Source organism: Lysobacterales bacterium, assembly GCA_016703225.1.
Classification (GTDB): Bacteria; Pseudomonadota; Gammaproteobacteria; order Xanthomonadales; family Ahniellaceae; genus JADKHK01.
Genome location: JADJCM010000002.1, coordinates 1 through 24,294, shown reverse-complemented (window position 1 = coordinate 24,294; position 24,294 = coordinate 1). Strand labels below are relative to the sequence as shown.

The following is a 24,294-nucleotide window of genomic DNA, read 5'->3' as shown; positions in this document are numbered from 1 at the left end:
GGACTCCCGCATGACCGCTTCCGCTCAAGGCTTCCGCAACGCGCACGGCATCGGCGCCCGCTTCGACGATGTCTACCTGCTCGCCGGCGCGCGCACGCCCTTTGGCAAATTCTGCGGCGCGCTCTCGACGCTGTCGCCGACCGACCTCGGCATCCACGCCGCGCGCGCGGCGATCGCTGCGGCCGGCGTCGATGCCGGCGCGATCGACCAGAGCATCGTCGCCAACATCGGCCAAGCCAGCGCCGACGCCTTCTTCCTGCCGCGCCACGTCGGTCTTTACGCCGGCGCTCCCGAAGCCAGCACCGCGCTGCTGGTGCAACGCATCTGCGGCTCCGGGCTGGAGGTGCTGGCGCAGGCTGCGGAACAGATCGCGCTTCGCAAGGCGGAGCTGGTGCTCGGCGTCGGCACCGACACCATGAGTCGCTTCCCGCTCGCCTCGTACACGGCGCGCCAGGGCTTCGCGCTCGGCAAGCCAGAGTTCACCGACCTGCTGTGGGAGGCGCTGGACGACACCGCCGCGGTGCCAATGGGCCGCACCGCCGACAACCTCGCCGAACGCTACGGCCTCAGCCGCAGCGAAGTCGATGGCTTCGCCCACCAGAGCCAGATGCGCTGCGCCGCGGCGCGTGCCGCCGGCTGGTACGAAGGCGAACTCGCGGCGGTCCCGGGTCAAGGCAGCTTCGAGACGGCCACGCTCAAGCCGCGCCGCTTCCGCTGCAAGGACAAGGCCGGGCTCGCCGCCGACGAGCATCCGCGTGCGACCACGCCGGAAGCACTGGCGAAATTGCCGCACGTGTTCAGCGAAGCCGGTCCGACCACCGCCGGTTCCGCCTCGGGCATCGTCGATGGTGCCGCCGCGCTGTTGGTCGCGTCCGGCGACTTCGTGCGCGCGCATGGCCTCAAGCCGATCGCGCGTCTGCTCGGTCATGCCTCCGCCGGCGTCGCGCCGGCGTACATGGGCATCGGCCCGGCACCGTCGATCCGTTCGCTGCTCGCGGCCAGCGGGCTGACGCTCGCCAACATCGGCCGCTTCGAGATCAACGAGGCCTTCGCCGCGCAGTGCCTCGCGGTTGCGCGCGAACTCGGCATCGACGAAGCGCGGCTTAACGTCAACGGCGGCGCCATCGCCATCGGCCACCCGCTCGGCGCGACCGGCGTGCGCTTGGCGCTGACGCTTTCGCGCACCCTGGCCCGCGACGATGCCGGCTTCGGCATCGCCTCGGCCTGCATTGGCGGAGGCCAGGGCACCGCCCTGCTGCTGGAACGATGCTGAGCCGCTACCACCAGCGCGTCGCGCTCGTCACCGGCGCCGGCCGCGGCATCGGCGCCGCGATCGCGCGCCGTCTGCACGACGAGGGCGCGAGCGTGGTGCTGGCCGACCGCGATGGCGATGCCGCCGCCGTGCTGGCCGCGGACCTGGGCGGCGAGCGCGTGCTCGCGGTCGCGGTCGATGTCACCGCACGTGCCGAACTCGACGCACTGATGGCGCGCATCAAGAGCGATCTCGGCGGTCTCGATCTGCTCGTCAACAACGCCGGCATCATCCGCGACGGCTTTCTTGCCAAGCTCAGCGAGGCCGACTGGGACGCGGTGCTCGCGGTGAACCTCAAGGGTCCGTTCCTGTGCTGCCAGGCGGCCCTGCCGTTGCTGCGCGAGCGCGCCGGAGCCGCGATCGTGAACATCGCCTCGCGCTCCTGGCTCGGCAATCCCGGCCAGAGCAACTATTCCGCGAGCAAGGGCGGCGTGGTCAGCCTGACGCGAACCCTGGCGCTCGAGCTCGCGCGCTTTGGGCTGCGCGTCAATGCCGTCGCGCCGGGCCTGATCGACACGCCGATGACGCAGGCGATGCCGACCGATGCGCGCGAGCGTCTGCTGCGCATGCAGCCGACCGGGCAGATGGGCACGCCCGCCGACATCGCCGCTGCGGTCGCCTTTCTCGGCTCAGCCGATGCCGCGTTCATCAGCGGCCAGGTGCTGCACGTCGACGGCGGCAAGAGCTGCGGCCTGCTCGGACTCTGACCATGACCGCGCTGCCGCCGCCCGCATCGTCCGCGACCGCCCGCATCGTCGCGGCGCGGCGCACGCCGATCGGGCGCAGCCACGCCGACAAGGGCGCGCTGCGCGGACTGCGCGCCGACGAACTGCTGGCGCGGCTGATCCTTGAGCTGACGCGCGCGCTGCCCGATTCCGGTGCCATCGACGATGTGCTGGTCGGCTGCGTCGGCCAGCACCTGGAGCAGGGCAAGAACATCGCGCGCCTCGCCAGCCTGCTCGCGGGCCTGCCGGCGAACGTGCCCGGTGTCACCTTCAATCGCCTGTGCGCCTCCAGCCTGGAGGCCTTCAACACCGCGGCGCTGCGCATCGGCTGTGGCCAGGACCAGCTGCTGCTGGCAGGCGGCGTCGAGCACATGCAGCACGTGCCGATGCAGGCGGCGATCGACTACCACACCGCGTTGCTGGCGCGACCGCCGTTCCCGTTCAACAACATGGGCCTCGCCGCCGAGTGGCTGGCGACGCGCGATGGCATCACCCGCGACGAGCAGGACCAGTGGGCGCTCGCCAGCCACCAGCGCGCCTGCGCAGCACAGGCCGCAGGGCGCTTCGACCGCGAGCTGCTGGCGCTCGATGACGGCGGTGCGCGCATCGAGCGCGACCAACTGCCACGCGCCGAGGCCAGCCTGGCGTCGCTGGCGGAATTGAAACCGGCATTCCGCGAGGGCGGCACGGTGACTGCCGGCAATGCCTCGCCGCTGTCCGATGGCGCCAGCCTGACCCTGCTCGCCTCCGGCACCGCCTGCGCGCAGCATGGGCTCACCGCGCGCGCCGAAGTGCTCGGCAGCATCGTCGTGGGACTGCCGCCGGAGGCGATGGGCGATGGCCCGGTGCTCGCGATCCGCAAGCTGCTTGCGCGCTTCGGGCTGACGGTCGGCGACATCGACCGCTTCGAGATCAACGAGGCTTTCGCCGCCCAAGTCGTGTCCAACCGGCGCGCGCTCGAAATCGACGCCGCGCGCCTGAACCCCGACGGCGGTGCGATCGCGCTCGGGCATCCGCTCGGCGCCACCGGCACGCGCCTGATCAGCACCTTGCTGCATGGCCTCGAAGCCGACGACGGCGAACTCGGCATCGCCGCGCTCTGCGTCGGCCATGGCCAGGGCGTCGCCACCCTGATCCGGAGACTGCGATGAACCCCGCACCGCGCCTGCTGCGCCTGAACATCAACGGCCAATGCCACACGCGCGCGGTGGCACCGGCAATCACCCTGCTCGACTACCTGCGCGAGGAACTCGGCCTCACCGGCAGCAAGCGCGGTTGCGACCTCGGCGAATGCGGCTGCTGCGCGGTGCTGGTGGATGGCCAGCCGATGCTGTCTTGCCTGCTGCCGGCGGCGGACCTGGAAGCGAGTGCGATCACCACCATCGAGGGCATCGGCTGCGGCAACACCCTGCACCCGCTGCAGGAGGCGATGATCGAGCACGGCGCCATCCAGTGCGGCTACTGCACGCCGGCGATGGTGGTGAACGGCGTCGCGCTGTTCGAGCGCGAGCCGCATCCGGACGAACACGCGATGCAGACCGCGATCGCCGCGACCACCTGCCGCTGCACCGGCTACAACGCCATCCGCAACGCCTACCGCGCGGTCGCCGCGGGCGGGGAGACACGATGAAGCCGTCTCGCATCGTCGGCCAGCCGCAACCGCAGATCGACGCGCGCGACAAGGTCACCGGCCGCGCCCGCTACACCGACGACCTGCGCCTGGCGAACCCGCTCAGCGCCGCGATCCTGCGCTCGCCGCACGCGAGCGCGCGCATCCGCGCCATCGACACCACGCGCGCCGCCGCACTGCCCGGCGTGCGTGCGCTGCTCACCGGCGCCGACTTCGAGCGCACCTTTGGCGTGCTGCCGATCAGCAAGGACGAACCGGCACTGGCGCGCGAGCGCGTGCGCTACGTCGGTGAGCCGGTGGCGGCGGTGGCGGCGGAGAGCGCGGCGATCGCCGAGCAAGCGCTGGCACTGATCGTGGTCGACTACGAACCGACGCCGCCGGTGCTCGACGCGCGCCACGCGCTCAAGCCCACCGACGACCCGTTGCACCCGGAACTCAAGCGCGAGAACAACCTGCACAAGCAGGTCGAACAGCGCTTCGGCGATCCCGAGGCGGCGTTCGCCGCGGCGCCGATCGTGATCGAGAAACGCTTCCGCTATGCCGCCGTCACCCACGCCTTCACCGAACCGCATGCGGTGCAGGTCGAGATCGACGGCCGCGGCAACCTGACCGTGTACAGCGCCACCCAGGTGCCGCATTACGTGCACCTGGCGATGGCCGAGGTGCTCGGCCTCGATGAGCACCGCGTGCGCGTGGTCAAGCCGCACCTGGGCGGCGGCTTCGGCGGCAAGAGCGATCCGTTCCCGCACGAGATGATCGCCGCCAAGCTGGCGCTGGTCAGCGGTCGCAACGTGCGCCTGCGCTTCTCGCGCGAAGACGTGTTCTTCAGCCACCACGGCCGTCACCCGACCGAACTGACGATGAAGCTCGGCTTCGATCCGGCGCAGGGCATCACCGCGCTGACCGGCGACATCCTGATCGACGGCGGCGCTTACGGCAGCTTCGGCGTGGTCACCACCTACTACAACGGCGTGCTGCTGCAAGGCCCCTACCCGGTACCGAACTTCGCCTTTCGCTGCCGCCGCCTGTACACCAACAAGCCGATGTGCGGCGCCATGCGCGGCCACGGCGGGGTCAATCCGCGCTTCGCCTCCGAGGTGCTGATGGACATGGCGCTGACCGAGGCCGGGCTCGATCCGTGCCAGGCGCGCATCGACCTGCTGCATCGCGAGAACACGCTCACCGTCAACGAGTTCCGCATCACTTCGGTCGGGCTCAAGCGCGGCCTCGAAGAAGCGATGCGCCGCTCCGGCTGGCGCGACAAGTACGGCAAGCTGCCGCATGGCCGCGGCATCGGTGTCGCCTGCGGCTTCTTCATCAGCGGCAGCGCGCTGCCGATCCACTGGAACGAGCGCCCCGGCAGCACGGCGCGGATGACGCTCGAGTTCGACGGCGCCATTACCGTGTACTCGGGCGCCTCCGACATCGGCCAGGGCAGCGACACCGTGCTCGCGATGATGGCCGCCGAAGTGCTCGGCGTGGATCTCGACCAGGTCAAAGTGGTCGCCGCCGACACCCGCCTGACCCCGGTCGATCTCGGCAGCTACAGCTCGCGCGTCACCTTCATGGCCGGCAACGCCGCGCGCAATGCCGCGATCCGCATGCGTCGACTGCTGGTCGCCGGCGCCTGCCGCAAACTCGGCCTGGCCGAGCCCGAGTATCCGAAGCCGGAGCCGCCCGCGGACTTCTTCCGCCAGGGCCAGCGCGCGCCGGATTTCGATGCCGACTACCTCGGCGCCAATCCCGACTACCGCGATGGCTTCGAGTTCGGCGGCGGTCGCATTCGCCATCTGGCCAGCGGTGCGGACATTGCGTGGCTCGATGCGGTGCACGCAGCCATCGAAGGCCCGGGCATCCTGCAGACGGTCGGCAACTACCGCGCGCCGAAGCTCGGCGGCACGTTCAAGGGCGCCGGCGCCGGGTTGTCCCCGGCCTACAGCTTCACCGCGTTCATCGTCGAGGTCACGGTCGACCCGGAGACCGGCCACGTCCGCGTCGACAAGGCCACCTGCGCGCACGACTGCGGCTTCGCGCTGAACCCGTTGGCGGTGCGCGGGCAGATCGAGGGCTGCTTCCACATGGGCATGGGCCAGGCCTTGATGGAGGAAGTGCTGCACGAGGGCGGCGCGGTGCAAAACGCCGGCTTCCTCGAATACAAGATTCCCTCGACCTTCGAGGAACCCGAGATCGACATCGTGCTCAACGAGAGCGAGGACAACGAAGGCCCGTTCGGCGCCAAGGAGGCCGGCGAGGGCCCGCTGGCGCCGGTGATTCCGGCGATCGCGAATGCGATCTTCGACGCCGTCGGCGTGCGCCTGCAGGAACTGCCGATGCGCCCGGACCGCGTGCTGGCGGCGCTGCGCAAGGCGGGTGCGCGATGAACGCCGGCCTGCACTTCGAATTCGAACGCCCGCAGTCACTGGCCGAACTCGGCGCGCGCCTGGCGCAGCTGTCCGCATCCGGCGCCGACTTCGTGCTCGCCGCCGGCGCCACCGACCTGATGCCGCAACTCAAGCTCGGCCTGCGAACGCCCGAACGCATGATCTCGCTCGGCGGCCTACCGGAATTGCACGGCATCGCCATCCATGGCGATGGCCGCTGCCGCATCGGCGCGCTGACCCGCCTCGCCACGCTTGCCGCGGACGCGCGCCTGCAGGCGCTGCATCCGGCCTTGACCGCAGCAGTCGCGCGCGTGGCGAGCGCACCGATCCGCAGCCGCGCCACGCTCGGCGGCAACGTGCTGGTCGACAACCGCTGCAGCTTCATCAACCAGAGCGCGTTGAACCGCGCCGCCCACGCGCCCTGCTTCAAGGCGGGTGGCGAGGTCTGCCACATCGTCAAGTCGGCACAGCGCGGCCAGTTGCCGCAGTGCCAGGCGCGCTTCGTTTCCGACAGCGTGCCGGTGCTGCTGCTGCTCGACGCCGAGTTGCAGCTGTGGTCGCCGCGCGGTGAACGTCGCGTGGCGCTGGCCGGCTTCCACCATGACGACGGCATCGAACGCCACGACCTCGCCGGCGATGAGGTGCTGGTGGCGATCGAGCTGCCGGCGCCCACTGGGTGGCGCATCGACTACGCCAAGCTCGCGGTGCGCGCCAACCTCGACTTTCCCTCGCTCGGGGTCGCGCTCGGGCTACGCGCCGTCGACGGCGACGCGCTGGGCGATCTCGCCGTGTCGCTCACCGGCATCGGCACCCATCCCGGCCACTGGCGTTATCGTCGCGCCGATTTCGCTTCGGCCGCAGCAATGCTCGATGCCGCGGTGGCCGCAGCGCGCGACTTCAGCGCCAGCTATGACCAGGACTTCTTCCCGCGCGACTATCGCAAGCGCATGATCGAGGTCTTCATCCGCCGGGCCGCCGCCCGGCTCGGAGGTGCGGCATGGACGTGAAGCAAGTGATGCGCGACTACTTCGTCGATCTCGGCGAAGCCGCGAAAGATCCGGCGCGCAAGGTCGCTTGGTGTACCTCGGTCGGGCCCGCCGAGATCCTGCGCGCGCTCGGCTTCGAGGTGTACTTCCCGGAGAACCACGGCGCACTGCTCGGCGCCACGCGCGTCTGCGGCGACACCATCCCGGTCGCCAACGCGCAGGGCTATTCGCCCGAGATCTGCAGCTATCTGACTTCCGACATCGGCGCCGCGCTCAAGGGCATCACGCCGCTGACCAAGGCCTATGGTCTCAGCGAGGTGCCGCGCCCGGACGTGCTGGTGTACTGCACCAACCAGTGCAAGGACGTGATGCACTGGTTCGCCTGGTACGCACGGCGCTGGAACGTGCCGCTGCTCGGCATCCATCCGCCCAACCATCTGCCGGAAGTGTTGCCGGAACAGGTCGCCGATGTCGCCGCGCAGTACCGGCGCATGATCGGTCAGTTGGAGACCATCGCCGGACGCAAGCTCGATCCCGAGGCGCTGCGCAGCGCGCTCGCGCATTCCAAGGAAGCCACCGACCTGTGGGCGCAGGTGCTCGACAGCGCGAAGGCGCGCCCGGCGCCGCTGAACTTCTTCGATGGCGCGATTTTCATGGGCCCGATCGTGGTGCTGCGCGGCACGCCGATCGCCACCGACTACTACCGCAGCCTGCTCGCCGAGCTGCAGGCACGTATCGCCGCAGGCCACGCCGCGGTGCCGCGCGAGCGCCTGCGCATCTACTGGGAAGGGATGCCGGTGTGGGGCCGCCTGCGCCACCTGTCCGACCTGTTCGCCAAGCAGCGCGCGGCGGTGGTCGCATCGACCTACTGCAACTCGTGGATCTTCGCCGATTTCGATCCGGACGAACCGCTGGAGAGCATGGCGCGCGCCTACCTGAAGATCTTCATCAACCGCGACGACGCCTACAAGGAGGCGTACATCGAGCGCCTGGTGCGCGAGTTCGTGATCGACGGTGTCGTCTTCCACGCCGCGCGCACCTGCCCGAACAACAGCAACAGCTCCTACAACCTGCCGCAACGCCTTGCCGCGAGAGGCATCCGCAGCGTGGTCGTCGACGGCGACCTGTGCGACCTGCGCTGCTTCTCCGACGAGCAGAGCACGACGCTGATCGAAGCCTTCCTGGAGACGCTGTGAGCACGCTGCTCGAACGCGATCGCATCGCCGCCGAAGCCCCGGTGCGCACCGAGGTGTTCTGGGGCGTCGATTGCGGCAGCGCCGAAATCAAGGTGGCCGCGCTCGACGCCGAAGGCCGGCTGCTGACCACGCGCAAGCGCCGCACCCTGTTCCCGCTCGGCGAGCACGTGCATCGCGCGCTCGCCGGCAGCGACGACGAGCTGTCGCCATTCGTCGAAGCCGACCGCGCCGCGTCGCCCGCGCCCGGGCAGGCGCCGCGCCTGCGCCCCGGACACCGGCTGTACGCGACCGGCTACGGCCGCAACCACATCGCCTTCGTCGATGGCCAGCTCACCGAGATCAAGGCGCACTACCTCGGCGTGCAGCACCAGCTGCAGCTCAGCGAGGACTACACCATCATCGACATCGGCGGCCAGGACGCCAAGGTGATCGGCGCCACCCCGAGCCGGGTCGGCCAGTTCGCGATCAACCGCAAGTGCGCGGCCGGCACCGGCGCCTACATCGAGGAACTGGCGCACCGCCTGGAGGTGCCGATGTCGGACCTGCCCAAGCTCGCCGCTGGGCACGACCAGGAGCTCACCCTCAACAGCTACTGCACGGTGTTCTCCGGGCAGGAAGTGATCAAGCTGCTGATGCACGGCGAGCGGGTCGAGAACCTGGTGCACGCGCTCTACCGCTCGGTGGTCAAGCGCGTGCTGGAAATGACCGCGATCGATACCGCCACCCTGGTGTTCTCGGGCGGCGTGCTCGCCCACCACCCGATCCTGATTCCGCTGTTCGCGGAACGCTTCGCGTCGGTGCGCACCCATCTCGCTCCCAACGCGCAGTTCTGCGGCGCGCTCGGAGCGGCCATCCATGGCATGAACGAGGAGAAACAACATGGCCTACCGCATCACCCGTGACTGCAATCTGTGCGATGCCTGCGTCACCGAATGCCCGAACGAGGCGATCACCGCCGGTCGCGATGTGTACGTGATCGACCCGGCCAAGTGCACCGAGTGCGTCGGCTTTTTCGACGAAGCGCAGTGCGCCGCAGTATGTCCGCAGGAATGCTGCGAGCCCGATCCCGATCGCGTCGAGCCGGAAGCGCTGCTCATCGAACGCGCGCGCCAGCTGCACCCGGACGAAGACTTCTCCGGCGACCTGCCCTCGCGCCACCGCAACTGAGACCCATGCCGCCATGAACCACGCCGAGGCCGAAGCCGCCCTGCTCGATCCGGATCTGTCGCAGGTTCAGACCCTGGACGAGATCACCGTCAAGTTCGCCGGCGACTCCGGCGATGGCATCCAGCTTGCCGGGCAGCAGTTCGCGCAGCTCGCGAGCGCGGCCGGTGAACTGGTGCGCACGCTGCCCGATTTTCCGGCCGAGATCCGTTCGCCGGCCGGCACGCTGGGCGGCGTTTCCGGCTTCCAGGTGCGCACCGGCGGCAGCGGCATTCACACGCCCGGCGACCGCATCGACCTGCTGGTGGCGATGAATCCGGCGGCACTGCGCAGCAACCTCGGCGCGCTCGCGGAGAACGCGATGCTGATCGTCAACGAGACCGCGTTCACTGCGCCCATCGCTGCGCGGCTATCGCGTGTTCCCGGTGCAGATCGGCAAGCTCAGCCGCGGCGCGCTGCGCGGGCTGGCGATGTCGGGCAAGGAGATGGATCGCAGCAAGAACTTCTTCGCGCTCGGTCTGATCTGCTGGCTGTTCCCGCGGCCGAAGGCAGCGGTGCACGGTTGGATCGAACATCGCTTCGCGGCCACGCCGGAACTGGCCACCGCCAACCGCCGCGCCTTCGACGCCGGCTGGAACTACGGCGAGACCGCCGAGTTCTTCGTCAGCCCGCTGCGCGTGGCCGCGCACGAGCGCCTGCGCGAGGCCGGCGTCTATCGCTTCGTCACCGGCAATGCCGCGCTCGCCAAGGGCCTGGTCGCAGCAGCGCGGCGCGCCGGCCTGCACCTGTTTCTCGGCGGCTATCCGATCACGCCGGCGACCGAAGTGATGCAGGAACTCAGCCGCCTGCGTGATCCCGATGTGCGCATGTTCCAGGCCGAAGACGAGATCGCCGCGATCGGCAGCGCCATCGGTGCCGCCTTCGCCGGTTCACTGGCAGCGACCAGCACTTCGGGTCCGGGCATGGCGCTGATGGGCGAGTTCCTCGACCTCGCGGTGATCGCCGAGCTGCCGCTGGTAGTGATCAACGTGCAGCGCGCCGGTCCGTCCACCGGCATCCCGACCAAGACCGAACAGTCCGACCTGATGCAGGCGCTGTACGGGCGCCACGGCGAATCACCGCTGCCGGTGCTGGCCGCGGCGACGCCGGCCGACTGCTTCGACACCGTGGTCGAGGCGAGCCGCATCGCTTTGCGTTCGATGACCCCGGTGATCGTGCTCAGCGATCTGTCGCTATCGAGCAGCGCCGAGGTCTGGCGCGAACCCGAGGCCGCCGAACTGGCGCCGTTCACGCTGCATCGGCACCAGCACAGCGAGGGCTTCAAGCCCTATGCGCGCGATCCGGAAACGCTGGCGCGCTCCTGGGCGGTGCCGGGCACGCCAGGTTTGGAACACGTCATCGGCGGGTTGGAGAAAGCCGGCGACAGCGGCGCCGTCTGCTACGAGCCGGAGAACCACGAAACCATGGTGCGGCTGCGCCAGGACAAGATCGCGCGCATCGCCAACGACTACGCGCCCTGCGTGCTGCACGGCGATGCCGATGCCGAGCTGCTGCTGCTCGGTTGGGGCAGCACCTTCGGCGCCATCCGCGAAGCCTGCGACCAGTTGCTCGGCGAAGGCCACCGCGTCGCCAGCCTGCACCTGCGTCACCTCAATCCATTGCCGAACGATCTCGGCGCGTTGCTGCGTCGGCATGCGCGCGTGGTCGTGATCGAGAACAACACCGGGCAGTTGTGGCAGCAGCTGCGCGCCGAGTACCTGATCGACCTGCAGCGCCTGAACAAGGTGCAGGGCACCTCGTTCCAGGTGTCGGAAATCGTCGCCCATGCCATCGCCCTGCTGGAGTCGCGCGCATGAACACGCCCATCCTCTCCGACCGACCGATCAGCGCCGACGCCGAGGACGCCGCCGACGACGCACGCGCGCGCTTCCTGAGCAGCGCCACGCCGCGCTGGTGTCCGGGCTGCGGCTGCTTCGCGGTGCTGAAATCGCTGACCGCGACCTACGCCCGCCTCGGCATCGCGCGCGAGAACTTCGTCACCGTCTCCGGCATCGGCTGCACCTCGCGGCTGCCGTACTACACCAACACCTACGGCTTCCACACCCTGCACGGGCGCGGGCCGACGGTGGCGACCGGGGTCAAGCTGGCCAACCCGGATCTGTCGGTGTGGCTGATCTCCGGCGACGGCGACGCGCTCGCGATCGGCGGCAACCACACCCTGCACCTGCTGCGGCGCAATCCCGACATCAAGATGCTGCTGCTCAACAACCAGATCTACGGCCTGACCAAGGGCCAGGCCAGCCCGACCAGCCCGACCGGGCTCAAGACCAAGTCGACGCCGTTTGGCGTCGCCGACCATCCGATCAATCCGGTCAACCTCGCACTCGCCGCCGGCGCCACCTTCGTCGCGCGCGTGCCCGACACCAGCAACGCGATGATGGAAGAAGTCTTCGCCGCCGCGCACGCGCACCGCGGCGTCGCCTTCGTCGAAGTGCTGCTCAACTGCGTCACCTTCCACGACGGCGCCTACGAGGCCATCACCGCCAAGGCCACGCGCGACGACTTCAGCGTGCGCCTCAGCGCCGGCGAACCCCTGCGCTTCGGCCGCGACCGCAACCGCCTGCTGGTACGCAGCCACGACCGCATCGTCGCCATCGACCACGCCGAGAGCGAGCCACTGCCCGACCACGCCATCCGCCACGACCCAACCAACACCGCCCTCGCCCAGCAACTCGCCCAGATGACCCTGCCCGACCTGCCCTGCGCGCTCGGCATCTTCCGCCAGGTCGAGGAGGCGGTGTTCGGGTAGGCAAAGCACCCAGTCCGTCCAAGCCGAAAGCGGTCCCGCATCGGCTACCTGCCCTACACCTATCCCCATCCCCTGCGCAGCATGACGTTCGCCGCCGGCTTCGAATCCGGCCCGACCGGTGCCTGGCGAAACTGAGCAGCGCGGCAGGAATGGGCAGCGCGTGCCAGCATGGCTGACCCAACACGGACGGCACGATGGGCAATGCAGCGATGCGAAGTGAAGACTTCCATTGCCCATTTGCGTAACACGGCGATAAGGCTGCACGGCGCGACGATGCGCTGCGTCGCCTCAACCGGTCGCTGCGGTGAGCGACGGCTTATCCCCTGGAGGCGAACATGCACGCAGCGCAGACGATACGCGGTGAAGATCAGAGCCAGCGTTCAAGCGGTCTCGGTTCGAGCCTGAGCCGATGCGTGTTCCTTTTCTTCGGCAGCATCGGCGTCGCCTGCGCGCAGACGCCGCCTGCCGTGGTGTTGCTGTCCTCGCTGGGCGGAAGCCAGGGCTGGGCGCTGGACGGACCTGAATTCCTGGCGCGCGCGGGCGCGGCCATCGACGGCAACTGCGATCTCAACGCGGATGGCATTCGCGACTTGCTGATTGGCGCCACCGGTGCCGGTCCCAGCGATCAGGGGATGGCCTTCGTCGTGTTCGGGTCGCCCACCGGCGCCGCACCGCCCACGAGTCTGAACAGCGCGGGCCTGCGCATGACCGGCGAAACCAGCGGCGATGCCGCCGGTGCCAGCGTTGCCTGCGCCGGTGATGTAAACGGCGACGACGTCGACGATGTGCTGATTGGCGCGCCGTTCGCCGACGCGCCGAGCGTGGCCAATACCGGCGCAGCCTATTTGGTATTTGGCAGCGAGAGCCTGCCGTCCGCGATCAGTCTCGACGATGCCGACGTACGCATCCACGGCATGTTCAACACGCAGAAGATCGGCGCGGTGCTGGCCGGCGGCGGCGATATCAACGGGGATCGCTATGCCGACATCGTGCTGACCGCGCCCAATTTCAGCGCCGGAGCCGGCAACCCCGGGCAGGCCTACGTGATTTTCGGCAGCAACAGCCTGCCTCCGGTGTTTGCGCTCAGCACGCTCAACGGCAGCAACGGGTTTGCGGTGGCCAGCACGGAAGTGTCGACGGTATCGCTGGGCACGGCGGCAGCGATCGGTCCAATCAATGGCGACAATTTTCCGGATGTGGTGCTGGGCGCACCGGGCGCTTCTCCGGGTGGCGTCGCCAGTGCCGGCAGTGCGTTCGTCGTGTATGGGCACAGTGGCGCATATCCACTGCAGACCGGACTGAACACGCTCAATGGCAGCAACGGCTTTGCCATCCACAGCGCGGTCGCCGGCGACAAGGCCGGAGGCAGCCTGAGCTTCGTACCGGACTTCAATGGCGATGCGCGTCCCGATCTGGTGATCGGTGCGCCGGGCGCGGCCAATGGTACGAGCCGCATCGGAAACGGCTACGTGGTTTTTGGTGCCGCGAGTTTTTCGCCCGGCTTCAATCTGAGCGGACTCAACGGTGGCAATGGTCTGGCATTCACCAGCGCCGCCGCGGGAGATGTGCTGGGTGAGAGCGTGGCAGGCCTGCACGACATCAATGGCGATGGTCTGGGAGAGGTCATCTTCGGTGCGCCCGGCGCCGATTTCGGCCTCGTGGACTCCGGCGGCGCCTATGTCGTCTTCGGTCGCAGCAGCGGTCTGCCGGCGAACTTCGCACTGTCTTCGCTTACTGGCAGCAATGGCTTTCGCATCCAGGGCGCGACTACGGATGATTTTGCGGGCCAGACGGTCTGCCGTGCCGGCGATATCAACCAGGACGGCATCGCCGATCTGTTCGTCGGCTCGCCCGAGGCAGACCCCAACAACACCATGTCCGCAGGGCGCGTGTACGCACTGTTCGGCAACGACTTCGTCAGCAACGACCCGTTGTTCAAGGACGGCTTTGAGTGAATTCGGGTCCTCGTAACCCTCGCGCGGTAGACGAAGCACATGATCTTCCGCCAGGTCGAGGAAGCGGTGTTGCGGCAGGGGCTCAGACCACTTCCACGCGCAGACCCGCGCGGCGCGCGGCTTCGCATTGCCGCTCATCCGCGGAGACGAAAACGTCGGCCTTCAGCGCAACCGCGCTGCCGATGTGGATGGCATCCATGCCGCGCAGGACATTGCTTTCCAAGCTGACAATGGACTGGGCCAGCACTTCGGGGGTGAGATCGCAGACCGCCGCATCCTCGATATCGGCCAGCAGTAGCGACTTGAGCGTTCGGTACTGGGTCGCGTCGATCGAGCCTTCCCTGCGCAGCCTGCAGAAGGCCGAGACGATCTCCGCCAACGCGATGCCGGAAAGACCGATCTCGCTGGCGCGATCGCACCACGCCACTACCTCGTCGGTGCCGACTTCGAGGACGTAGCGTTTCACGAAGGCGGAGCTGTCGAAAAAGACGCGCACTCGGAGGATCCCTACAAACTGCCGTTGCGGTCTTCCAGAATCAGGCGACTGACCGACACGCCCCGCAGCACCAGCGGTTGCGCCTTGCGCCGCTTCCAAGATGGCAGATCGGCGACGACTGGCACGATGTCGGCAATGGCCTTGCCATTGCGCAATACCCGCACGGACTCACCCGATTCGACGATATCGAAATAGGCCTTGGCGTGGTTTCGTACTTCGGTAAAGGTGGCTTGTTTCACGCGAACCCCGCAGTGTACAGATTGGTGTGATTATGCATGTCCATTTCCGGCCACGCCAACTCCAGCCCTCCCCATGGACATGGACCTACCCGCCGCATCGTTGAGTCCTTCGGGTCTGAACCAGCCAGCGCCGCTTCCAGCGTAGTCACGGGTGGCGTCCGAGTCAGCGCGGATTGCCGCACAGGCTCGATCACCGCCATGCACACGGCTTTCACATGGCCTACCATCGGCCGCAACTGCAGGGGAACCCGATGCTCAGGTCCGTCGCCCGATCCGGTTGGTGCTGGCTCATCGCGGCCTGCCTGTGCGCACTTGCCGGCGCGGCGGTGGCGTCGCATGCGACGGCGCCGGTGCGAATTGCGACCTTTCACTGGATCGCGGATGCACCGACCAAGGTGGCGGCCGGGGCGGGTCTGTTCGAGGCCGGGGTCAGCGCCGCCTCGCCGGAGACGGTTGCGGTCGAATACGTCGACTCCGGCGTCGATGCGATGCAGGCACTGACCGAGGGGCGAGTTGCGTTCGCGCTGGCGGCAGCGCAGCCGGTGGCGCGGGCGATGTGGTTGCAGCCCCCTGGGCAGGACGCGAATTTCGTGGTGCTGGCCTCGCTCGCTGTGGTGCCGCGCGCGCACATGCTGATCGCCGACCGCGAGCGCGGCATTCATGGCCCCGCCGATCTGGCCGGGCGGCGTATCGGCGTGCAGCGCTACAGCTCGGCGCACTACGCCTGGTCGCAGTTCGCGCAGCTTGAGGGCATCGCCGAGGATGCCGTCGAGTTCGTGTCCATCGGCATGTCCGAGCAGGTGGACGCGCTCACTTCCGGGCGTGTGGACGCGGTGATCACCTGGGAACCCTGGGGCGCGCGCCTGCTGCACGCGATGGGCGAGCGCGCCTATGTGTTGCCCGCGCGCGAGGCCTACGTCGCCACCTGGCTGCTGCTCGGCCGTCGCGACGTGGTCGAGCACAATCCGGCGCTGGCCGATCGGGTGCTGCGCGCCTATGCCCAGGCGATCGCGATGATCCGCGCGCAGCCGCTGTGGGCGCGAGCGCTGCATGCGCAGGCGCTCGATGTCGAAGAGAAGGAACTGGCGGCGATGGAGGCCGGCGTGATCTGGCACTTGCAGCTCGGCTGGTCGGCACTGGCCGGGCTGGACGGCGCGCTCGACTGGCTCGCGACGATGCCGGAGTTCGCCGACCGGCCACGACCGCGACTGCCCGACTACATCGAAGCCGGCCCGCTGCAACGCGTCGCCCCGGAAAGCGTCGCACTGCCGCCCTACCTCTATCGGAAACCCGCACCATGAGCGCCTGGCCTGCGCCCGGCCTGCGACGGCTCGCGCTGATCAGCGCGCTCGCCGCTGCGTTCTGCGTGGTCCTGCTCGGCGTACTCGGCGCCCGCGACTGGCAACGCGCACGCAGCGCCATGTCCGAAGCGGCGCAGATGCTGCGCCTGAGCGGCGAGAGCGAACAGATGCGACTGGGCGCCAACTACGTCACCTTGCTCCAGCCCGACGCGACCATCGCACGCGAGGTTGCCGCCGACGCCCTGCGTCTCGCCAGAGAACTGGCTGCCGACGACAGCACCGAGGCGCAGTTGGCCACCCGCCACCTGCGCGAGATCGCCACCGTGTTCGAGACCATCGCGGCAGGGCGTCTCGACCTTCGGGGCGAAGATGCGCGCGTGCTGCGCCTGCGCCAGGACGTGGCGCGCGAACTGCGCATCCATTTCGCGATGATCAACGACAGCCTCGCCACCCTGGTGCGCGAACGGCAACAGCAATGGAGCGCGGTGCAGCGCGAGGCCGGCGGCAGTTTCCTGGCCCTGGCGCTGCTGCTTGGCGTGGCCGGGGCGTGGGCGTTCGCACTCGTCTACCGACGCCTGAGCGAACCGATCCGGGCGATCGAACGCGGCATCGAACGCTTCGCCGGCGGCGAGCTCGACGCCCGCATCGCGCCCACCCATGACGACGAGCTCGGACGCTTGGCCGGCGCCTTCAACCGCATGGCCGGACAGCATGAACGCGATGTGCGTTTGCTCACCGAGAGCGAGCAGCGGCTGCGCCTGTTGGCGACGGCGGTCACCGATTCGGTCTGGGACCTCGACCTCGCCACCCGCGCCCTGGTCTGGGACGAGCGCTTCAGCAAGCTTACTGGCCATCCCCACGACGATCCGGAAGCGAGCTTCGCCGGCTGGCTGGAGATGCTGCATCCGGACGACCACGCGCGCGTCAGCGACAGTCTGGAGACGGTGATCGACAGCGACCGCGACTATTGGGAAGCACGCTATCGCCTCAAACATGCCGACGGCCGCTGGTTGCACGTGCTCGACCGCGGCCTGGTGCTGCGCGATGCCAGTGGCAAAGCCCTGCGCATGATCGGCGGCATCGCCGACATCAGCACCCAAGTGGTGGCCGAGCAGCGCTTGCGCGAAGGCCAGCGGCTGGAGTCGATCGGCCAGCTCACCGGCGGCGTCGCGCACGACTTCAACAACCTGCTCACCGTCATCCTCGGCAACGCCGAAACCCTGCAAGACCGGCTGCGCGACGATCCGGCGCGTGCCGAACTGGCAGGCATGATCGGCGAAGCCGCGCACCGCGCCGCCGAGTTGACACGGCAACTGCTCGCCTTCGCGCGCAAGCAGCCGCTGCAACCGGCCACGGTCGACGTCAACCGCCGCCTCGCCGAGCTCGAACCCCTGCTGCGACGCACGCTCGGCGAGCACGTGCGGATCGAGCTGTCGCGCGGCGGCGGTCTCTGGCAAGCGCTGGTCGACCCCGCGCAACTCGACAGCGCCGTGCTCAACCTGTGCCTGAATGCGCGCGACGCCATGCCGCAGGGCGGGCGCCTGACCCTCGAGACCGCGAACGCGACGCTCGATGCCGACTACGCCGCGGCCAATCCGGAAGTGCAGCCCGGCCAGTACGTGCTGATCGCGGTCTCCGACACCGGCAGCGGCATTGCTGCAGAACACCTGGGGCGCGTGTTCGAGCCGTTCTTCACGACCAAGGACAAGGGCAAGGGCACCGGCCTCGGGCTGTCGATGGTCTACGGCTTCGTCAAGCAGTCGGGCGGGCACATCAAGGTTTATTCCGAGCCCGGCCAGGGCGCGACCGTGCGCTTGTACCTGCCGCGCGTGGTCGGCGAAGCGGCCGTCGAAGTGCCGCGAGTCGAGGCGATGCCGCGCGGTCGAGGCGAAGTGGTGCTGGTGGTCGAGGACGAGGCGATGGTGCTGCGCCACGCCGTCGAACAACTGGAACTGCTCGGCTACCGGCCGCTGTTCGCCGCCGATCCGAAACTGGCCCTGGAGTTGCTGCAGGCACACGCCGACATCGCGTTGCTGTTCACCGACATCGTCATGCCCGGCATGAATGGCCGCGAGCTGGCCGATCGCGCGCGCGTGCTGCGCCCGGGGCTGAAGGTGCTCTACACCTCCGGCTACACCGAAAACGCCATCGTCCACCACGGCCGCCTCGACCCCGGCGTGCGCCTGCTGCCCAAGCCCTGGCGCCGCGGCGAGCTGGCGCGGCGGATGCGCGATGCGCTCGACGAAGCCTGACGCCCCCGCCAGCAGCACCAGCGCGCCCGCTAAACTCTCGGCATGGACAGCCTCTACATCCACCGCGCCCCGGTGCGCTTCACCCATACCGACCCGGCCGGGTACGTGTTCTTCCCGCGCTTCTTCGAAATGTTCCAGGCTGCGGTCGAGGACTGGTTCACGCACTGCCTCGGGCTGAACTACGCCGAGCAGATCCTGACCCACGGCGTCGGTTTCCCGACCGCGCACACCGAATGCGACTTCAAGCGTCCGTGTCGGCTCGGCGAGGTGCTGGAGCTGACCGTCGTACTCGAAAAACTCGGCCGCAGTTCGTTCACGCTGCGCTTCGACGGCCGCGTCGGCGGCGAACTGCGCCTCACCGCGCGCTCGGTGCTGGTCGCGATCGAGATGGTGCACGGCCGCCCGCGCAGCATCGGCGCGCAGTTGCGCGAACAGTTGCAGCGCTACCTGGAGCTCTGTCCGCCGCCGCAGCCCGCTGCATAGCGCGCTCGGAGGCGCACGGCGAGGGCGTATGCTTGCGCGCATCCACTTCGCAGCGGAGGCGACATGCCCGAGATCCGCAAGTGCGTCCGCAACCTCTGCGTGTTCGCGCTATGCCTGTGCGGCGGCAGCGCGCAGGCCGCGAGCGAGCCGCAGATTTTTCTCGACGGGCTGGAGACGCCGCCGACCCTGGTCGTGTACTACGTCTCCGGCGAAGGCGCGCACGGCATCTACCGCGGACGGCGCGTCGATGGCGGCTGGCAGCGCGGCGAACAAGTGCTGCTCGACGGCGTCTTCGACGGCGACGCGGTGGACCCGGACGTGCTGCGTGAGCCCGACGGCAGCTTTCGTCTGTATTACTTCCGCGGCCACTTCGTGACCCCGCCGCCACCGCTGCCGGAACCATCGCGGTTCTACAGTGCACACTCCAGCGACGGCCTGAACTTCAGCATCGACGGCGAAGTGTTCGCGCTCGACAACAGCACCGACCCGAGCGTGGTGCGCCTGCCCGATGGCCGTCGTTTGCTGGCGGTGGCACAGAACAACGCCGGCGTGCCGGCCGTGCGTTTCGCAATCAGCAGCGGCGACGGCCCGTTCACTCTGCTGGCGAGCCGCATCGACGGCGCCGGCATTCCCGAACTCGCCGTGCTCGCCGACGGTTCGCTGCGGCTCTGCTACAACGCCCCCGGCGGTATCGCCAGCCGCCGCTCCTTCGACGCCGGCAACAGCTGGCAACCGGAAGCGGGGCTGCGCCTCGCGGTCGCCGAACCGATCGCCGACCCGAGCCTGCTACGGCGTGCCGAAGGCGGCTGGTGGATGTTCTACAAGGCATTCAACGGCAGCGGCACGCCGGGACCGGCCGGCCACAAGGTGCAACTCGCGCTCGCGCTCGACGGCGATACCTTCCTGCCGTTCAGCGCGGTCTTCGACTTCGCCAGCGTCCCCGACGGCGCGCTGCAGCCGGCGCCCTGAGCGCGACCCCGCGAGCGCGGCAGCGAAGACCGAGGCGGTTCCGGGCGGGAGACGGCCACCGTCACGCACTTTCCTCCCGTAGCCGTTTTGGCTACGCTGGCCGCCGAGGTGATCCCCATGCGATGCGTTTCCCTGCGCGACTTCCGTACGCGCGGCACCAAGGCGCTGGAAGGCGCCGCCGACGAAACCGTCCTGCTCTCGGGCCAACAAGGACCGGCCTATTTCCTGGTGCCCGCGCTCGGCGATATCGCACTCGAAGACCGCGACCTGCGCCGCGCCTTGGCACGCGCCGCGCTGCGTGCCAGTTGGCGGGAAGCGGAAGCATCGGGACTCGCTGCCATCACCGACCGCGAGATCGACGCCGAGATCGAAGCCGCGCGCGTCGCGGCGAAGTGACCGGGCGCGCGTGCGCCTGGCGGTGTTCGATACCAACGTGATCGTCTCGGCCGGCATCCGTGCCGCAGGGCCGCCGGCGCGACTGGTCATGGATTGGGTGCTCGAAGGCCAGCTGCAACTGGCGACTTGCCCGGCAGTCACCGCGGAATATCGCCGCGTGCTCGCGCGCCCGAAGTTCCATCGCTATGGCTTTCCACCCATCTGGGTCGAGGTGCTGATCCAGGACAGCCTGCAGCTTCAGGATCCTTGGCATGGCCATTGGCGCTGCCCGATCCGGACGACGCGGTGTTCCTGGCGCTGGCCGAACGGGCGGGCGCAGTGCTGGTCACCGGCAATTCCGCCGACTATCCCGCTGACCGCTGCGCGCGCGTGGTGGTGATGAATCCGGCCGATTATCTACGGGCTCTGGAGGCCGCGTCGTGAGCACCCACCTCGCCACCCTGGTCCTTGCGGCCGGCGCAGGTTCGCGCTTTGGCGGGGCGAAGTTGCTGGCGGAGGTGGATGGCGAGCCGATGTTGCGACACGCGACGCGACTTGCCGCAGCACTGACGCCAGGCGCGGCCTTCGTGGTGCTGGGTTGCGAGAGCGAGCGTTTGCGTGTGGCACTGCCCGCCGACGTGCACGCCATCGACCATGAGGCTTGGGCGGAGGGCCTCGGCAGCAGCCTCGCCGCCGGCATCCGCGCCCTGCCGACGAACATCGATGGCGCGCTGGTGCTGCTCGCCGACCAGGTCGCGCTCACCGCGGCATCCTTGCAACCCTTGCTCGCACTCTGGCAAATCGCACCCGAGCGCGTCGTCTGCGCGCATTACCGCGGCAGCCCCGGCGTACCCGCCATCTTCCCGCGCCGCCTGTTCGCCGAACTCGCCACCCTGCACGGCGACCGCGGCGCGAACCCGCTGCTGCTGCGCGAATCCGACACGACTACGCAACTACCGCTACCCGAAGCCGCCATCGACATCGACACCCCCACCGACCTCCACGCCGCCTACCGCGCCACCTCGCGGGGTTAGGGTCCGGGTGGTCGAGCAGGCTTGCGGCTACGTCGGCGCGAAAGCCCACGCCCTGCCACAGAGACGTGACCTTGACAGCGCGCTGCCAGCCCAGCCGTACGCGGTAACCCAGACCGCAGAGCTTCTGGAATCCCTCATCACCATGGCGCTGCACCCCCGACTTCCCTCGCTCGCCCCACACGGTTCCCGCACCGCATACGCGCTGGTTCGAGCGGCAGCTATCAAGCTGGTTCGCCGCCCCGTTGGCGGGCTTCGTGAAGTACCAGGCGGGCGCGCTGGAGCTTTCGCGTCTGGCCAGACGAGTCCGGCGATGAGGGCTTCAGTGTTCAGGGACAAGGGCGAGGGCTCCTCCCGGTGGCTGGTGCTGTCCGCCGTTGTCACTCGGTCCGAGCATGATTCCGAGGTGGTGAAGCTCATGGACGCCGTGCGCGCTTTATTGGGCCGGTTTGGCGTCAGCAGCTTCACTTCGGTCAAGCTGCAGCACGCGCAGAAGGTGGCCTACGCGCGGGAGATCGGGAAAGGTCGAATGCGGACGGTCAGTGTATTGATCCATTGCCGTCCATCCTCGATCCGGAAACCTTCCAGGCGCAGAAGCATCAGCTGTATCGGTATGCCAGCCGCCTGCTGCTTGAGCGCGTTTCCTGGCTATGCCGCGACCACCCGTCTCAGGGATCGAGGCGACGGCTTTGCCGAGATCATCTTCTCAAATCGCGGCCAGATGTCTTACGAGGACTTGCGGGACTACCTGGTCAGGTTGTGCGACAGCCCCACGCGGGAGTCAATATCGATTGGTCCGCAGTCGATCCGACCAGGGTGCGTGCCGTGCAACACTCGCAGATGGCCGGTCTGGAGGCGGATGCCGTGGCCTCCGGCGCCTTCGCCGCCGTCAACCCCCAACCAGTTCGGCGACACCGAGCCTCGCTACCTGAACTGAAATGATGCGGGTGGCTACCGGCACCAGCACAACAAGCTGGTCGGCTACGGACTGAAGTTCTGGTCTGGCGACATCGCCGCATCTGGAAACGAAAGACCCCCGGCTGCGTGAGCTGACCGAGGGTCTTGAGTAGTGTGGCACCTAGTTCGAGGATCCCACCCGTGCGGGCTGCCGCTGCAACCAACGACCTCTTACAGGTCTTGCACTGCTTGCCTGCCGTCGCAGTGTCTCTTCGACGGAGCCTGGCGTCAAGGCGAAGGCGAAAAAGGGCTGCGTGCCCAGAGAGGTGTCCCCAACCAAGCAAACCCGCCATCGAAGCTGCCTGACGGCGCCTGCGCCGAACATCGACAACGCGAAGTCCGACCCCTGCCGACTCCGACGTTTACCTGCGCCACCCCCGCGGGGTTAGGTGCGGGTGGTCGAGCAGGGCTTCGAGGGTGTGGGCGAGGGCTTCGCTTTGTTGCTCGATCGCGGCCAGACCCGAGGCGCGCTGGCCTCGCCGCGGCGGGCGCGGCGAGCCACGCGTCGCCCTGGCGGTGGATGTCGCGATGCAGTTCGATCGCGCGCTGCAGTTCGGGATGGTCTCGCGCTCGTCGGGCTGCGCGCCAGCCATTGCTCGACAGCGGGCGTGGCGCGCTCGACCTGGGACGAGACTGCAACCGGGCACCACGCACGCTGCCTGCAGCGAGCGCAGCCGGGCGCGGTGCCCGGATCAGCAGCGCCAGGGTCGGGATCGCCTCGCGCCGGATCGGCGCGTGGCGTTGCTAGCGCGGGTCCGGGCGCCGAGGTGGCGATCCAGTCCGCGATCGCTCCCCGGGCGGCATCGGCCGCGCGATGGCATAGCCCTGGGCCATTTCGCAAACCCATGCGCAGCAGGATCTCGCCCTGTCCAGCGATTCCACGCCCTCGGCGAATCACCTCGCGCGAAGGCGCGCCAGGCCCCCACGCTGTCGAGGATGGCCAGGTTGTCGGCGTCGTCGAGCAGGGTCGCCGACGAAGCTGCAGTCGATCTTGAGCTGGCGCACCGGGCGGCGCTTCAGGTAGGACAGCGAGGAATAGCCGGTGCCAAAGTCATCGAGCGCGAAGTGCACGCCGATGCGGTGGCAGTCGTAGATCAGCGCGCGGTGCGACGAGGTCGGCGAGCGCGCTGGTCTCCAGTACTTCCAGTTCCAGGTCCTCGGGCTGCAGCCCCGGATGGCGCGGCTAGCAGCGCCGACAGGCCGGCGGCGAACTGCGGCTGGTCCAGCTGCGCGGCGCTGACGTTGACGCTGACCGGCAGGTGCAGGTCCCTGTCGGCGCCAGGACAGCGCCTGGCCGCGGCCATCCCAGCACGCATTGGCCGAGCGCGAGCCCGCGCGCATCGGCCCCTCGAGTTGCGGTGGAAACCGTCCGGCAGCCGCGGTTCGCCGCCCGGCACCGTCCAGCGCAACAACGCCTCGACGCCGAGCACTTCGCCGCTGCGAAGGGTGACCTTGGGCTGGTAGTACAGACGGAACTCGTCGCGCTCGAGCGCGCGGCGCACCTGTTCGATCACGAAACGGCTGCGCAACACGCGATCTTGCTCGGCGTCGAACAGGTGGTAGCGGCCCTGCCGATTGCTTGGCCGCGTACATGGCCTGGTCGGCGTGGCGCACCAGCGTCCGGTTCAACGTCGTATCCGCCTGCGGGTAGAGGTGACGATGCTCGCCGACACCAGCAGCTGCAACTCGCCGATCTCCACCGGACGCGACACCACCTCGACCAGCCGGTCGAGCAGGGGCAGGCTCTGGTTCTGGCCATCGAGCTCGGGCATGACCGCGACGAACTCGGTCACCGCCGAGCCGTGCGAGCGTCGCCGGCGCGCAGGCCGCCCAGGAGGCGCTGCGCCAGCTCGACCAGCACGCGGTCGCCGGTCCCGTGGCCCTGGGCGTCGTTGATTTCTTGAAGCCGTCGAGATCCAGGTAGGCCACCGCCAGCGTCGTGCCGAAGGCGGCATGTCAAAACGCCAGATATTGTCGGCGGAGCACAGGCGGCGCGCGCGGTTAGCAGCCCGGTGAGCTATCGTTCGTGCAGG

Annotated in this window: 23 protein-coding genes and 1 pseudogene; 19 read left to right on the top strand and 5 right to left on the bottom strand. The window is 68.8% G+C overall.

The genetic code is table 11. The annotated features are described in order from the left end of the window. Nucleotides 1-10 precede the first annotated feature (10 nt). From IPG63_08580 to IPG63_08525, 12 genes and pseudogenes are all read left to right on the top strand, one after another. Nucleotides 11-1,273 carry a thiolase family protein gene (locus IPG63_08580; protein ID MBK6727297.1) on the top strand — a complete coding sequence of 421 codons (1,263 nt, stop codon included), beginning with the start codon at nt 11-13 and terminating at the stop codon, nt 1,271-1,273. Further along, on the top strand, nt 1,267-2,019 hold the full coding sequence (gene fabG, locus IPG63_08575; GenBank protein MBK6727296.1) for a 3-oxoacyl-ACP reductase FabG: 753 nt from the start codon (nt 1,267-1,269) through the stop codon (nt 2,017-2,019). The genes IPG63_08580 and fabG overlap by 7 nt, the downstream gene beginning before the upstream one ends. Nucleotides 2,020-2,021: 2 nt before the next feature. Next, nucleotides 2,022-3,188, top strand: a complete 1,167-nt coding sequence (locus IPG63_08570) for a thiolase family protein (protein ID MBK6727295.1) — start codon at nt 2,022-2,024, stop codon at nt 3,186-3,188. Next, nucleotides 3,185-3,667: a (2Fe-2S)-binding protein gene (locus IPG63_08565; GenBank protein ID MBK6727294.1), complete on the top strand. Its 483-nt coding sequence runs from the start codon at nt 3,185-3,187 to the stop codon at nt 3,665-3,667. Before IPG63_08570 ends, IPG63_08565 begins: the two co-directional genes overlap by 4 nt. Beyond that, nucleotides 3,664-6,048 carry a molybdopterin-dependent oxidoreductase gene (locus tag IPG63_08560; protein ID MBK6727293.1) on the top strand — a complete coding sequence of 795 codons (2,385 nt, stop codon included), beginning with the start codon at nt 3,664-3,666 and terminating at the stop codon, nt 6,046-6,048. The genes IPG63_08565 and IPG63_08560 overlap by 4 nt, the downstream gene beginning before the upstream one ends. Then, nucleotides 6,045-7,055 carry an FAD binding domain-containing protein gene (locus IPG63_08555; protein ID MBK6727292.1) on the top strand — a complete coding sequence of 337 codons (1,011 nt, stop codon included), beginning with the start codon at nt 6,045-6,047 and terminating at the stop codon, nt 7,053-7,055. Before IPG63_08560 ends, IPG63_08555 begins: the two co-directional genes overlap by 4 nt. Continuing rightward, complete coding sequence (locus tag IPG63_08550; protein MBK6727291.1) at nt 7,046-8,230, top strand: 2-hydroxyacyl-CoA dehydratase; 1,185 nt, start codon at nt 7,046-7,048, stop codon at nt 8,228-8,230. The genes IPG63_08555 and IPG63_08550 overlap by 10 nt, the downstream gene beginning before the upstream one ends. Next, nucleotides 8,227-9,132 carry an ATPase gene (locus IPG63_08545; GenBank protein MBK6727290.1) on the top strand — a complete coding sequence of 302 codons (906 nt, stop codon included), beginning with the start codon at nt 8,227-8,229 and terminating at the stop codon, nt 9,130-9,132. Before IPG63_08550 ends, IPG63_08545 begins: the two co-directional genes overlap by 4 nt. After that, nucleotides 9,110-9,397, top strand: coding sequence for a YfhL family 4Fe-4S dicluster ferredoxin (locus IPG63_08540; protein ID MBK6727289.1), 288 nt, complete (start codon nt 9,110-9,112; stop codon nt 9,395-9,397). The genes IPG63_08545 and IPG63_08540 overlap by 23 nt, the downstream gene beginning before the upstream one ends. A gap of 13 nt (nt 9,398-9,410) precedes the next feature. Next, nucleotides 9,411-11,250 (top strand): annotated as a pseudogene (locus tag IPG63_08535) (2-oxoacid:acceptor oxidoreductase subunit alpha). Then, entirely contained in the window at nt 11,247-12,203 is a 957-nt protein-coding gene (locus tag IPG63_08530; protein ID MBK6727288.1) for a 2-oxoacid:ferredoxin oxidoreductase subunit beta, read from the top strand. Before IPG63_08535 ends, IPG63_08530 begins: the two are co-directional and overlap by 4 nt. 413 nt (nt 12,204-12,616) lie before the next feature. Next, on the top strand, nt 12,617-14,158 hold the full coding sequence (locus IPG63_08525) for an FG-GAP repeat protein (GenBank protein ID MBK6727287.1): 1,542 nt from the start codon (nt 12,617-12,619) through the stop codon (nt 14,156-14,158). Between the two features lie 82 nt (nt 14,159-14,240). On the opposite strand, the gene IPG63_08520 is transcribed toward IPG63_08525, so the two are convergent. Together IPG63_08520 and IPG63_08515 are read right to left on the bottom strand one after the other, a co-directional pair. Beyond that, nucleotides 14,241-14,654, bottom strand: a complete 414-nt coding sequence (locus IPG63_08520) for a type II toxin-antitoxin system VapC family toxin (GenBank protein ID MBK6727286.1) — start codon at nt 14,652-14,654, stop codon at nt 14,241-14,243. An 11-nt stretch (nt 14,655-14,665) separates the two neighbouring features. Next, a complete protein-coding gene (locus tag IPG63_08515) occupies nt 14,666-14,893 on the bottom strand; it encodes a type II toxin-antitoxin system Phd/YefM family antitoxin (GenBank protein ID MBK6727285.1) in 228 nt (75 codons plus the stop codon). Nucleotides 14,894-15,144: 251 nt separating this feature from the next. On the opposite strand from IPG63_08515, the gene IPG63_08510 reads away from it, so the two are divergent. From IPG63_08510 to IPG63_08480, 7 genes are all read left to right on the top strand, one after another. Next, complete coding sequence (locus IPG63_08510; protein MBK6727284.1) at nt 15,145-16,194, top strand: ABC transporter substrate-binding protein; 1,050 nt, start codon at nt 15,145-15,147, stop codon at nt 16,192-16,194. Beyond that, nucleotides 16,191-18,446, top strand: a complete 2,256-nt coding sequence (locus tag IPG63_08505; protein ID MBK6727283.1) for a PAS domain-containing protein — start codon at nt 16,191-16,193, stop codon at nt 18,444-18,446. The genes IPG63_08510 and IPG63_08505 overlap by 4 nt, the downstream gene beginning before the upstream one ends. Before the next feature lie 42 nt (nt 18,447-18,488). Continuing rightward, on the top strand, nt 18,489-18,929 hold the full coding sequence (locus tag IPG63_08500) for an acyl-CoA thioesterase (GenBank protein MBK6727282.1): 441 nt from the start codon (nt 18,489-18,491) through the stop codon (nt 18,927-18,929). Nucleotides 18,930-18,992: 63 nt separating this feature from the next. After that, complete coding sequence (locus IPG63_08495) at nt 18,993-19,898, top strand: hypothetical protein (GenBank protein MBK6727281.1); 906 nt, start codon at nt 18,993-18,995, stop codon at nt 19,896-19,898. A gap of 117 nt (nt 19,899-20,015) precedes the next feature. Next, on the top strand, nt 20,016-20,294 hold the full coding sequence (locus tag IPG63_08490) for a prevent-host-death protein (GenBank protein ID MBK6727280.1): 279 nt from the start codon (nt 20,016-20,018) through the stop codon (nt 20,292-20,294). 10 nt (nt 20,295-20,304) lie between these two features. Beyond that, a complete protein-coding gene (locus IPG63_08485; GenBank protein MBK6727279.1) occupies nt 20,305-20,673 on the top strand; it encodes a PIN domain-containing protein in 369 nt (122 codons plus the stop codon). Between the two features lie 40 nt (nt 20,674-20,713). Further along, nucleotides 20,714-21,307, top strand: coding sequence for a nucleotidyltransferase family protein (locus tag IPG63_08480; GenBank protein ID MBK6727278.1), 594 nt, complete (start codon nt 20,714-20,716; stop codon nt 21,305-21,307). Between the two features lie 1,848 nt (nt 21,308-23,155). On the opposite strand, the gene IPG63_08475 is transcribed toward IPG63_08480, so the two are convergent. From IPG63_08475 to IPG63_08465, 3 genes are all read right to left on the bottom strand, one after another. Continuing rightward, nucleotides 23,156-23,548, bottom strand: coding sequence for an EAL domain-containing protein (locus IPG63_08475; GenBank protein MBK6727277.1), 393 nt, complete (start codon nt 23,546-23,548; stop codon nt 23,156-23,158). 338 nt (nt 23,549-23,886) lie between these two features. After that, nucleotides 23,887-24,054: a hypothetical protein gene (locus IPG63_08470; protein ID MBK6727276.1), complete on the bottom strand. Its 168-nt coding sequence runs from the start codon at nt 24,052-24,054 to the stop codon at nt 23,887-23,889. Continuing rightward, nucleotides 24,051-24,221, bottom strand: coding sequence for a diguanylate cyclase (locus IPG63_08465; protein MBK6727275.1), 171 nt, complete (start codon nt 24,219-24,221; stop codon nt 24,051-24,053). The genes IPG63_08470 and IPG63_08465 overlap by 4 nt, the downstream gene beginning before the upstream one ends. Nucleotides 24,222-24,294 lie beyond the last annotated feature (73 nt).